A 12,181-nucleotide genomic window follows, 5' to 3' on the forward strand; every position below is an offset into this window, starting at 1 on the left:
CCCGCGACAATCTGACTCAGGCCCAATAACGCGCAACCACCGCTCGATAATGACCCTGGAGTGAGTAGCCGCCCACCAGGATTTTGCCGTCAGCCTGCACCGCCACGGCGGTGGCGGTGTCCAGACTGTAGCCGAGTCGCGTGCGTACCCAGCCTTTGCCGTGGCCGAAATCCGGGTCGAGGCTCGCATCCGGCAAATGCCGGGCAAGCACGAAGTCGGCCTCGATACCGCCGATGGTGGCGCCGGCGGTGACCAGCTTTCCGTCCGCTTGAAGCTGGGCGGCGGTCCACTGGCTGGCGTTGCGCCCGATCGCCATGAGCCGGCACTGGCCCTGATTGCAATGACGGTCCGGCTTGCCGTCTGGACGCACTTTCAGGGACAGGCTATGCATCGGATCGCGACTGCTGCCGAACGCCTGCAGATCACCGTTCGCATCCTCGACGATCTGGCTGATCATCGCGCTGTGACCCTGGGCCAGGATGGACAGGAAGCCCTCTTCGCCGAAGCTGTCATCGAGCCTGCCGCTGCTGTCATAGCGGGCTATCAAGCCATGCTGGGGCAGGTCGATGGCGCCACCGACGACAATATGGCCGTCAGCCTGGAGCGTCAGGCAGCCGAGCCAGGTATTTTTCAACAAGCGTCGGACCATCACGAAACCGCGACCGTTGAATGAGGTGTCCAGGGCCCCGTCCGGCAGGAGTCGGATCAGTACGCCGACATGGTCGGACAATTGGTAATGATGGTTGGCGAGCAAAAGGATCCGGCCATCGGCCTGCACTTGCATGTCGCAGGCCTCGAGACCTGGCACGCCGGGCGGCAGCCAGGGGTCGCGCAGGCCTTGGGAGAGATTGCCGCAGAGCCGGATGATATGCCGGCCGGCGTTGCCGAAGCTCTGGACAGCACGGCCTTGCGGATCGAACAGCGCCAGGGCGGGCAGGGTGTGCTCGTTGTTTTCGTAGTGCAGGCCCGACAGCAGGATATGCCCGTCGGGCAGCTCGATCACTTTGCCTGCCGTCGCTTCGAAGCCGTGGTCAAACGCGTCGATCACGCAGCCGCGGGTGCCGAAAACCGGGTCGGTCGAACCGTCAGGGTTGAGTCGCGCCAGTCCGAATCGGCTGCCGTGGGCCGTCTCGATCCTGGCTGCCACCAGGATTCGTCCGGCTCGGTCGAGGGTCAGTCCGGTGATCAGGCTCGAGGTGCTGTCTTGGAAATGAACCCAGGCTTTGCCGTTGGCGGCAAAGCCTGGATCAAGTTGCCCGGGGTGGGCCATGGTCTTGGGGAGCACGAACGCGAACTGGTTGAGCATGCCTGCCTCTCCTTGCGTGTCGACCGCCCGAAAGGGCGATGACTGCATGAGGGCAACATTCAATCCCTGAATGGGACAATGCACAACTGTCAGTTTCTACAGATGCTGCGGCGCTGCGTGCCATAACAATGGCTTTACAACCCAATGCCAAGCCTGCAATCGATAACAGGCTTTATTCCGGCATCGACCAGGATTGCAAGGTGTAGCCTTCCTGGCTCAATTCGGCACGGGCCTGTTTCAACAGATCGGCCAGTTGGACCGGGTCGGTATAGGCGCTGCTTGGAATCTGAGTGCGGCCAATATGGGTATTGGTGCGGTCGATGACGGTCAGGCTAAGTTCACCGTTACCGTCTTGTGGAGCCCAGGCCACGCATTGGAAAGGACGGAATGCGCGGTCGGCAATCAAAAGAGCTTCGTTGATACGGAGCGGGGCGTTCATGGCGTTTTCTCTTCAGTGTGCCCAAACAAATGATGTGCCGTCGGTTGGGCGTACCGTGCGGCTGGTTACTTGTACTGATGTCCCGAACCCGTAGGCGGGTCACACATTATTTAAATAAATTTCGATTTTCTTTCAGACCAGGCTTTTGCTCTTTTGTTTGAAAGCACCCTGAAAGAAAAACGCCTGTGACAACTAACGAAACGCTCGCTTATAACCACTTTAACGTGATCTCGATAATCAATTGATACAAGGGTGCGTCAACTTCTTGCTACTGTTACATGCAGGTTTGCCAAACGACTGTTTCTAATCATATTTCCTTATTTTGGCGCCAAGGATCAGTCATGATCGAAGCCAGTACGTCACGTCGTCTGCTCGTGGTTGATCCCTGCGACGATTGTCATCGCCTGTTGCCGGGGCTGCGCAGCATTGGGTGGGATGTGGACAGTTGCGCCCTTGAACACGCCGGCGATCGGACCTGTGACGTCGGTCTGCTGCGCTTGCAACCGTTCCACCTGGAACGCCCGGAAGCGGTCAAGGAATTGATCAGCCGTAGCGGCACGGAGTGGATCGCCGTGCTCAGCCAGGAAGTCTTGCGCCTGCAAAACGTCGGTGATTTTGTCTGCGAATGGTTTTTTGACTTCCATACCTTGCCCTTTGACGTGTCCAGGGTCCAGGTGACCCTGGGCCGGGCGTTTGGCATGGCGCGCCTGCGGGGCCAAGGCTCGATTCACATCGACCAGCCCGAACATGAACTGCTGGGCGACAGCAAGCCGATTCGCGAACTGCGCAAGTTGTTGAGCAAGTTGGCGCCGGCCGAGTCGCCCGTGTTGATTCGCGGTGAGAGCGGCACCGGCAAGGAACTGGTGGCGCGCACCCTGCATTGCCAGTCGCATCGGCGCAACAAGCCGTTCATCGCCATCAACTGCGGCGCCATTCCGGAGCACTTGATCCAGTCCGAATTGTTCGGTCATGAGAAGGGCGCATTTACCGGCGCTCACCAACGCAAGATCGGACGGATCGAGGCGGCCCACGGGGGCACGTTGTTTCTCGATGAGATTGGCGACCTGCCGTTGGAGTTGCAGGCCAACTTGCTGCGTTTCCTCCAGGAAAAACACATTGAGCGGGTTGGCGGCAGCCAGCCGATCGCCGTCGATGTGCGGGTCTTGGCGGCCACCCACGTGGACCTTGAGGCGGCCATCGAGCACAAGCGATTTCGCGAGGACTTGTATTACCGCTTGAATGTGTTGCAAGTGGTCATGGCACCCTTGCGCGAACGCCATGGCGACCTGGCGATGTTGGCCAGTCACTTTTCCCATTTCTACAGCCGGGAGACCGGCCGTCGTCCCCGTAGCTTCAGTGACGATGCCCTGGTGGCGATGGGCATGCACGACTGGCCCGGCAACGTGCGGGAGTTGGCCAATCGCGTCCGTCGCGGGTTGGTGCTGGCCGAAGGGCGCCAGATCGAAGCCCGGGACCTCGGCCTGGCCAGCCAGCAGGGTATCGCGGCGCCGATGGGTACGCTGGAAGATTACAAGACCCGCGCCGAGCGCCAGGCCCTGAGCGATGTGCTCAACCGTCACAGCGACAACTTGAGCGTGGCGGCACGGGTATTGGGCGTGTCCCGGCCGACGTTCTATCGTCTGCTGCATAAACACCAGATTCGCTAGAACTGCCTACACACAAGTCATTGTGGGAGCGGGCTTGCTCGCGAAGGCGGTGTGTCAGTGATATTGATTAACCTGACACTCCGCCTTCGCGAGCGAGCCCGCTCCCACAGTAGTTTTGCAGTGCCCTTGGGTATGTGCTCATCACATACCCTTAAGGACATCAGAAGTAATACGGGAATTTCAGGCTAAAGGTGAAATCCGGCGCATCGTCCGTCAGCCCGATGGACAGGTTCGGCACGATGGTCAGGTTGTCGGACGCAGCGACGGTCATGCCGATATTGAAGTAACCGGCGTTGGCGTCGCTGGAGGTCACCGATTCCCAGTCGCCGCCGTCCTGCTTGAGCTTGCTTTTCTTCTGGATCAGGTCGGAGACCGAGAACGACATGCTCATCTTCTCGTTCAACGCAAAGGCAACGCCCGCGCCGATCTGGAAGCTATCGCCGATCCGCACCTTGCCCGGGGTCTTCTGGTTGACCGTGGAGCTGATGTCGTCGAATGACTCTTCGAGGTTATGGGTGTAGGAAAGGCTGCCGAACAGGACGGCTGGGTCGAAGGTCTTGACCAGCGAGAGCCCGGGCGTGATCGACCAGACGCCGTTGCCGGTGGGCAAGTCGTCGGGCACGAACAGGTTGGTGTTGGCCTGGGATTGGCGCAGCTTGATACCAAACGGATCCTTGCCGGTGGGGGCCTTGACCCGCAGGGTGACCACCGCGTCCGGAGAGTTGATCGACTCATCCATGAACTTGTAGGCGATGCCGAAATTGACGTCGCCGATGGTCGGGTCGCGGGTCACGGTTTCTTCGCTGGTGACCCCGGCCGCACCGTTGTTCGCGCCGCCTGACTGGTAGGTGGATTCGCGGTAGACCACCGGCACGTTGAGGTCGAACTGCCAGCGATTGTCGAAGTTGTAGCGACCGGTAAGGTCCAGCGTCCAGGTGTCGGCCTTGATTCGGTCGAGGTTGATGTTGCCCAGGAAAATCGAATCCAGGGCCAGGAAGCCGTTGAGGATCAGTTGCCGCGTGTCATAGCGCGAATAGGTCACGCCGGTCTCGAAACTGAACTTGCCGCCGCCGAAGAAGCCGCTGGCCTCGTCATAGAGGTTGGAGACACTTTGGGCCGGCTGGGAATCGTCGGCCAGGGATTGCCCATAGCCGCTGCCGCCCGCTGTTGTCGCAGCACCGCCGGCGGTCTGGTTGCCTTTCATGTCGGCCGGGGATTTGGCCAGGCGCTTGGGTTGTGGCGCGGCGGGTTGGTCCTCTACTTGGCGAACCCGCTGCTCGAGCACCGCCAGGGCCTTTTGCTGGACCTCGTATCGTTGCTTGAGCTCTAGAAGCTGCTGTTTCAGGGCTTCTATTTCGGCATCCGGGGCCGCCTGTAACACGGCCGCCGGGAATAACGTGCTTAAACACATCACAGCGCGCAACGATACGGATCGATACATGAAATATGCCGTCCCTATTTGCCCAATGATCGGAAACCAGCGTAGTTCAATAACCGAGGTTACGGAGGCCGCGCAGTTGGGTCAGGTTGCAGTCCAATGCGCCGGCACTGGGGCCGTTGTTGTTCAGCACCACGTTGAGCTGCGTCATGTTGTTGACCAGGTTGCTGTTGCCCAACAGGCGAGTGTTTTGCAGCAAGCCGCCCTGGGCCACTTGTTGCAAGGTGCCGCCCTGGTTGTGGCTGGCCTGGATCGCCATCTGCACGCCGTTGCCGGTGGCAGTGACCGCGACGCTGCCGGCGGCATTGCTGCCGCTGATGGTCTGGCCCTTGGTCAACAGTTGGCCTTGGGAGGGGACAAGCGCGGGCGCCTGGCTGCTCTCCTTCACATTGATGTTGACGCTGTTGTAGGCCGTGTTGCCGTCGCCGGCGGCACGCACGCTCTGGGTCACGCCCTGGCTCGTGCCAAGGCCGGCGCCACCGGTAATGTTGCCGCTGCCCTGTTCCGGGACGCTGCCGTTACCGGTTTGCTTGATGGTGGAGACATAGAACTCGGGTTTCACGGTCGCGGCTTGGATTTGCATGGTGCTGCTGGCGCCGATCAGGTCGCCGCTGGCGTTGCGCCAGGTACTGCTCATGACGATGCCGAAGCTGATGACGCGGCCGGGCATGACATAACGACCGCGCAGCTCGGCGAGCTCCTGGTCCTTGACCTCGATGGGTTTGAAACCGGCATGGGCATAGCCCGAGGCGGTCGCGAGCAGGCAGGCCAGCGACAGCCAGTGTGAAGTTTTCATGTGCTGCTCCCGGAGCGTCCTGCTCCTTTTTGTACTTATTGTTGGCAGTGGTCGGCGATTAGAAAAAGTCGCTCTGTATGAAGCCGAAATCCATCAATTCCGCATCCCTGACCGGGTTGAAACCGTCCAGCTTGTTACGGGCCGTCAGCGGTTGAGGAGGGCTGCGTAGGGCATTGGTCTTGTCATAGCCCGGGCCGACGATCGCGAAGACGATGCCGTTCCAGCCTTTGACGAACTCATCGTGGGAATAGCGTTTGTGCCCCAGCACCGGGTCGCCGATGTAGACCCATTGCTTGTCGGCTCGCTGCAATACCACGAAGTGCTTGTAGCCGCGTATTTCCATCAGGACCACCACCGGGATCGTCACCGCTTCGAGTTTCTCCGGCGGTATCCGGTAGCCTCGGGCACGCATGCCGATGGTTTCCACGTAGCGCTTCATGTCCAGCATGGAAAAGCCCTGGGTGCGAACCAGGTCATGGTCGGCATTGACCAGCATGCCTTTGATGACGTGCTCTTCATCGACGTCGAGCCAATAGGCTTGGCGTAGCACCGTCGCCAGGGCGGCGGCGCCGCAACTGAAGTCGGTTTTCTGTTCGACGATGTCGCTGAACTTGCGCTCGCGTACGCTTTGCACCGGTTTGTAGACCAGCATGCCGCCAGGCAGGGCGGCGACCGGCATCTGCGCCGCTTCGGCCATACAGGCCAGGCAGAGCAACAGGGAAACGGCAGTGACACGCATGATCAATACGCCTGATGGACATCCGGGAAAAAAGCCCCGTTTCCCAGCGGTACCGTTCGTCTAGAGCATTGAAATGAGTCCGTGGCGAGGGAGCTTGCTCCCGCTGGGCTGCGGAGCGGCCCCAAGTTTTTGCGGTTGCTGCGCAACCGAGCGGGAGCAAGCTCCCTCGCCACAAGATTCATCCAAACCCTAGGGAAACAGCATTGCTGTTGCCGGGGCTCCGTTTCACCCGCGCTTACATGCAAGCCTTGCAGCCAGCCGCGATGGACAGCGAGTTGCTTTGCTGGTTGCCCACGCCCGCCGACACGTTGGCGCCGCCGTTACCGGAGAAGCCGTTCATGGAGTTGGTCATGGTGGCGTTGTTGATCACAGGGTTTTTCCAACCGTCGCGGGTCAGCACCTGCTGGGTGTTGCTGCCGGCCAGTTCGAAAGTCCCCACGGCGGAGAACTTGAACTTGTCGTCATCGTGGCCGCCGCCGTAGCCACCTTTGTTGCCCCAGCCGCCGTCGTCTTCGACGGTACCGGTGCCTTTGGCCTTGAAGGAGCCGGACGCCTCATAGGAACTGGTGAGGGTAACGACCTCGTTCTTCTTCACGCCTTTGTTGTCGACCACCAGGCCGGTGGACGACTGGTCAGCCGCTGCTGCGGCCTGGGCGACCCGACCGCCCGACACCGCGATAGCCAGGTTGTTTTTCTGCTGGTTGAAGTTGCCGGCGGTCACGTTGATGCCGATGTTGCCGGAGCCGCTGTTGCCCGCGTTGGTGAGCGAGGCGTTGTTTTGCGTGGAGTTGTTTTTCACATAGTTGTTGTTATTGACCTGAGTGGCGCTGGATGCGGCCACCGCGCTACCGAAGATGAAGCTTTCGTCGGCGGTGGCCAATGCGGCGGCGTTGTCTTGCTGGTTGCCATCGCCGGCGGCGATGTTGGCGCCCATGTTGCCGTTGCTGCCATTGAGCGAGTCAGTGGCCTCGGCGGTGTTTCGGGTCGCCTGGTTGGTCACAACGTTGCTGTCGCTATTTTGCACATCCAGCACCGTGGCCCCAGCGCCGGCGCTGATGGAGAGCAATTGTTCCAGCGTCGGCCCTTTGGGACCATGGTTGCCATGGCCGTTGCCATGACCGTTGCCGTTTCCGTCAGCCTGTGCAGCCATTGCCATGACAGCGGCGAGAGCGAAAACCAATGGTTTGAGTGCCATTGTAGGTTTCATGGTGTTTCTCCTTGCGTGTCGTTGGTTAAGTGTTGGTACTTTCTTATGCCCACTGCGCCGGATCAGTCAGCGACCCGGATGCTCAGGGTGTTAGCCATGCGGTTCCCCACCCCGGCACTCTGGTTCACCTGAATCACCCCTCGGCTGCCGGTGAAGGCCTGGTCGCTGGTAACGACCTGGCGACTGCCGGTTGGGGCGCCAGTTGCGCCTGAGTTCGGTAGCAACGCCACGTTCTGTTGGGACAGGGCGCTGTCGTCAATGCTCTGCGGATGGGCACTGATGCCCACCCGCATGACATTGGCCATCTGGTTGTTGGCCCCGGCGGACTGGTTCACGCCCAGCACGCCGTTGCCGTTGGTAAAGGAGTGGCCACCGATACGGGCGGTGGCGTTCATGGAGGGGTTGGCCTGGGTGTCGACGCTTTGCTGTACGCGGGTGCTGGCCTGGGCGTGGCTGCCAATGGCAATGGCCCGGGTGTTGGTTTGCTGGATTTGGTCGCCGGCCGCCTGGTTGACGTTGAAGTTGCCGGTGTACTGGCTGCCGGAATCCTGCAGGTTGGCGTTGCTGACCACCGCCACGCCCGAATCGGCAAATACCGTGAAAGAACTGAGCAGGGACAGCATGATCAGGGCGAGTAGAAACAGGACGGGTTTCATGTCACTGACCTCCCGCCAATCGACCCAGCGGGGCCAGGCCGGAACTCAGCGAGCGGTTGATGGTGCCAGAGATCGCTCCGCCGCTGCCGCCACCGTGGCCGGCATTCATGCCCGGCATGCCGTTGGGGTTGGTGACCACGTTCAGGCCCTGCACGCCGGTATTGGGGGTGACGATGTTGCGGATCGACGAACCGCTGGCCACGCTGGCGAATTCGCCATCGCTCAGTTCGGTGCTATTGGTCGCCTGGTTGATGCGTTCGGAGGGATTGGCATTGACGGTGGTCGGGTAGGGGTCTTTGCCACCGTTGCGACCGATTGCGATGGGTTGCACGTCACGGTTGAGTACGATGACGCCGTTGCCCTCGGCCTGCGCGGGCAGGCTGAACGTTGCGCCGGCGGCGCAGCCGATGAATAGCAGGCAGGTCATACCCCTGTCGAACATCCCCATGGCATCGATTCCTTCTTCGGTACGCTGGCCCTAGTCAGCGTTGCGAAGTGGGGAAGAGCAGGTGTTGTGCCGGGTTTTGAATTACCTGTGAATTCAATGAGTTGAGTTCAGGCGCGCGCAGCGGGGGAAGAAACCTGTTTCAGCGCTGAGACAACGCACGGGATGGCCAACCGGCTGCACGCTGTTCCAGGGCTCTGGATCCAGGTTTTTGGGTGGGTGTTTCAGTGACTTGACAGTCTTGATGACAATCATCTGAAACGATGTTGGATCCGGGTTTGCCGCGAGCGTGATGTTTCAAGCGTGAGACAAATCATCCTGCGGTCAGTTGGGCGACGGCCGCGAACACTTGCCGCTGGCGTTGCGCCCAGTTGCCCCGAATGATCTGGAACGGTTGCCGATGTCGACTCAGCCACGCCTCGATGGCGTCGAAAAAAGCCAGTCGTTCTGCCAGCTCGGGTTGGCAACGCAAACCGTCGCCAGTCCATTCGACCTGCTCGGGGCTCAACAGCAGCTGCAAGTCGTAATGACGGGCCAGCAACGCCGGTTCGAGCCAGTCCGGGCAGTCACCAAAAAGGGTCTGGCTCCAGAGGATGTTGCTCAACAGGTGGGTGTCGAGGATCAATAGCGAGGGTCGGCGGGCACGTGCCTCGTCTTCCCAGGCCAACTGGCCGGAGGCGATGTCAGTGATGTCCGCCAGGCACGTATCGCGCTGGGTCTGCTCCATGAAATGGCGCACGTACTCGTCCACCCGCACGCCACCAAAATGTGCCTGGAGTTGCGCCGCCAGCCAACTCTTGCCGCTGGATTCCGGGCCGGTCAGGACCACCACCTTCATGCGCGCAGGGCCGGGTCGGCGCGCCATTCCCGCCAGCCTTGCACGGCCAGCAACGTGAACAGGGCGTAGAGCGCGGCGGTCAAGTGCAAGCCCTTGTAGATGAACAGGCCGACGAAGATCACGTCCAGGACGATCCACAACGGCCAGCATTGCACGCGTTTTTGCGCCATCCACCATTGAGCGACGAGGCTGAAACCGGTGAGCGCGGCATCGAGCCAGGGCTGGGCGGCGTCGGTCCAGTGGGCCATGGCGGCTCCCAACAGCAGGCTGCCCGCCGCGCCGATGGCCAGGCCGAGCAGCACCGACGGCCCACCGAGATGGCTGACCTGACGCCCATCATGATTGTGCCCGGCACGGGTCCATTGCCACCAGCCGTAGAGTTGCAACACTGCGTAGACCACCTGCAGCAGCATGTCCGAGTACAACTTCACTTCGAAAAAAATCCAGCTGTACAGCAACACCATGACCAGGCCGATCGGCCAGCACCAGGGGTTCTGCTTGACGGTCAACCAGACAGCGATCACGCCGAGGGCTGCGGCAAACAGTTCAAGCCCGGACATGGCGGTTCCTTGGGGAAAGAGGAGAGGGCGGCGATTGTAAACGCTATGGCGTGGAGAGCTCCAATACCATTGTTGGTTGAGCCCGTGGCGAGGGAGCTTGCTCCCGCTGGGCTCTGTGGTGACCACCCAACCTGAAAAGACCCACACAGAACCAATGTGGGAGCGGGCTTGCTCGCGAATGCTGTCCTTCAGTCATGCATTTGCTGACTGTTACACCGCATTCGCGAGCAAGCCCGCTCCCACAAGGGGTTCATCAATCCTTAGACCCGGAACTGCTTGAGCAACCCGTTAAGCTGTTCACTCAGCGCCTTCAGGCGGCTGCTTGCCTGGCTGGACTGTTCGGCGGCCATGGCGGTGCTGTGGGACAGTCCGGCGGCCTGGGTGACGTTCTGGTTGATGTCTTCTACCACATGGGCCTGTTGCAGGGTGGCGCTGGCAATGGAGGCGTTCAGGCTGTTGAGGTTGCGCAGGGCCTGGCCGATGGCGTTGAGGCTGGCACCGGCCAGGCCCGCCTGTTCGATGGTCAGTTGCGAGGCACGGCTGCTGTCGCCGATGACTTTCACGGCGGCTTCGGAATGGGTTTGCAGGCGCTCGATCATCGACTGGATCTCAGCGGTGGACTTCTGCGTACGCTGGGCCAGCAGCCGCACTTCGTCGGCGACCACCGCAAAGCCCCGGCCTTGCTCGCCAGCGCGGGCGGCTTCGATCGCCGCGTTGAGGGCCAGCAGGTTGGTCTGCTCGGCAATGGAGCGGATCACCTCCAACACACTGCCAATCTGGGTACTTTCACTGGCCAGGGTGCGAATCACTTCCACCGCCTGGTCGATGGTCTGGGACAGGCGATCGATCTGCTGCAAGCTGCCGTCGATGTTGACCTGGCCTTGCTGGGCCTGGGATTCGGCGTCGCGCATCTCGCTGGCGGCGTGCTCGGCGTTCTTGGCCACGTCCTGCACGCCATACGTCACTTCATTGATCGCGGTGGCTACCAGTTCCATTTGTTGCGATTGCTGCTGGCTGCGTTCTTGGGCTTGAGCCGCGTCGTTGCCCAATTCGTTGGAAGATTGCCCCAGCTCACTGGCAGAAGCCTGCAATTGGCTCACCACTTGGCGCAGTTTGGCGGTAAAGGCGTTGAAATGCCGGGCCAGTTGGGTGACTTCGTCCTGGCCGTGGGTGTCGAGGGTGCGGGTCAGGTCGCTCTCGCCGCTGGCGATGTTGGCCATGGCGTTGACGGTCTCTTGGAGTGGGCGGACGATGCTGCGTACGATCAAGGTCAAGAACAGGCTCATGAGCACGGTAATTGCCAAGCCGATCAAGGAGGCCTTGATCATCTGGGATTGAAACTCAGCCTGCACGTCATCGATGTAAACCCCTGAGCCGATGATCCAGCCCCACGGTTCGAACAATTTGACGTAGGAAGTCTTGCCGACCGGTGCTTCGGCCCCTGGCTTGGGCCAGAGGTAGTTGATCATGCCGGCGCCCTTGGCCTTGGCGATGGCGACCATCTCGTTGAACAACGCGTAGCCGTTCGGGTCGCGGATCGCCGAGAGGTTCTGGCCTTCAAGCTTCGGGTTGGTCGGGTGCATGACCATGACCGGCGTCAAGTCGTTGATCCAGAAGTAGTCACTCTGGTCATAGCGCAGGCCTCGCACCGCGCTGAGGGCTTGCTTCTGCGCCGCCTCGCGGGTCAGGGTGCCGGCGGTTTCCAGCCCATGGTAGTAGCTCAATACGCCGCTGGCGGTCTGCACCACATGCTGGGTTTTCTGCACCTTGGCCTGATACAGATCCGTGTGGATCTGCTTGAGCATAAAGGCGCCGAGCGTGAACAACATCACGACGGCCACGACCAGGATGAGCCACAAGCGTCGGCTGATCGACACACTGCGCAAGCTATTCATACGCTGTCACTCCGGTTTTTTATTCTTGTCATATCGACGGCCGGCACTGTAACGCCCGGCCGCTATCGGTCATTGACCTGAGTCACAACGCGGCAGCGTTATCAGGGCTTGTCTGATAGGATTTCGGCCCCGCGGCGCAAAACCTGAGCCTGTTCTGATTTTTTCATTGGTTTTTTTTGGATGATCGCAGCTATC

General features: G+C 60.7%; 12 protein-coding genes. 1 reads left to right on the top strand and 11 read right to left on the bottom strand.

Translation table 11 applies throughout. The annotated features are described in order from the left end of the window. Positions 1–16: 16 nt before the first annotated feature. Together HU767_RS15065 and HU767_RS15070 are read right to left on the bottom strand one after the other, a co-directional pair. A complete protein-coding gene (locus HU767_RS15065) occupies positions 17–1,306 on the bottom strand; it encodes a hypothetical protein (RefSeq protein WP_186729854.1) in 1,290 nt (429 codons plus the stop codon). 172 nt (positions 1,307–1,478) lie between these two features. Beyond that, complete coding sequence (locus tag HU767_RS15070) at positions 1,479–1,745, bottom strand: hypothetical protein (protein WP_013693488.1); 267 nt, start codon at positions 1,743–1,745, stop codon at positions 1,479–1,481. A 341-nt stretch (positions 1,746–2,086) separates the two neighbouring features. Here HU767_RS15070 and HU767_RS15075 point away from each other — a divergent pair, with 341 nt between their 5' ends. After that, positions 2,087–3,412, top strand: coding sequence for a sigma-54 dependent transcriptional regulator (locus tag HU767_RS15075; protein ID WP_186707656.1), 1,326 nt, complete (start codon positions 2,087–2,089; stop codon positions 3,410–3,412). Between the two features lie 160 nt (positions 3,413–3,572). On the opposite strand, the gene HU767_RS15080 is transcribed toward HU767_RS15075, so the two are convergent. The 9 genes from HU767_RS15080 to HU767_RS15120 all read right to left on the bottom strand — a co-directional run bounded on the left by HU767_RS15080 (position 3,573) and on the right by HU767_RS15120 (position 11,986). Next, the gene (locus HU767_RS15080) at positions 3,573–4,853 is read right to left on the bottom strand and encodes a hypothetical protein (RefSeq protein ID WP_186707657.1); all 1,281 of its coding nucleotides are present in this window, start codon (positions 4,851–4,853) and stop codon (positions 3,573–3,575) included. 46 nt (positions 4,854–4,899) lie between these two features. Further along, positions 4,900–5,646, bottom strand: a complete 747-nt coding sequence (locus tag HU767_RS15085) for a hypothetical protein (protein ID WP_186729855.1) — start codon at positions 5,644–5,646, stop codon at positions 4,900–4,902. 58 nt (positions 5,647–5,704) lie between these two features. Then, positions 5,705–6,385: a C39 family peptidase gene (locus HU767_RS15090; RefSeq protein ID WP_186707659.1), complete on the bottom strand. Its 681-nt coding sequence runs from the start codon at positions 6,383–6,385 to the stop codon at positions 5,705–5,707. A gap of 235 nt (positions 6,386–6,620) precedes the next feature. Then, a complete protein-coding gene (locus tag HU767_RS15095) occupies positions 6,621–7,592 on the bottom strand; it encodes a heme utilization protein (RefSeq protein ID WP_186729856.1) in 972 nt (323 codons plus the stop codon). Between the two features lie 62 nt (positions 7,593–7,654). After that, complete coding sequence (locus HU767_RS15100) at positions 7,655–8,248, bottom strand: adhesin (protein WP_186729857.1); 594 nt, start codon at positions 8,246–8,248, stop codon at positions 7,655–7,657. Between the two features lies 1 nt (position 8,249). Then, complete coding sequence (locus tag HU767_RS15105) at positions 8,250–8,696, bottom strand: hypothetical protein (RefSeq protein WP_186707662.1); 447 nt, start codon at positions 8,694–8,696, stop codon at positions 8,250–8,252. Positions 8,697–9,006: 310 nt separating this feature from the next. Continuing rightward, entirely contained in the window at positions 9,007–9,531 is a 525-nt protein-coding gene (locus tag HU767_RS15110; protein ID WP_186707674.1) for an AAA family ATPase, read from the bottom strand. Next, on the bottom strand, positions 9,528–10,091 hold the full coding sequence (gene pnuC, locus HU767_RS15115) for a nicotinamide riboside transporter PnuC (RefSeq protein WP_186729858.1): 564 nt from the start codon (positions 10,089–10,091) through the stop codon (positions 9,528–9,530). Before pnuC ends, HU767_RS15110 begins: the two co-directional genes overlap by 4 nt. Positions 10,092–10,351: 260 nt before the next feature. Then, positions 10,352–11,986, bottom strand: coding sequence for a methyl-accepting chemotaxis protein (locus HU767_RS15120; protein ID WP_186729859.1), 1,635 nt, complete (start codon positions 11,984–11,986; stop codon positions 10,352–10,354). Between the last annotated feature and the right edge of the window lie 195 nt (positions 11,987–12,181).

It is taken from the genome of Pseudomonas sp. SWRI179 (genome assembly GCF_014268705.1).
Lineage (GTDB): Bacteria > Pseudomonadota > Gammaproteobacteria > Pseudomonadales > Pseudomonadaceae > Aquipseudomonas > Aquipseudomonas zanjanensis.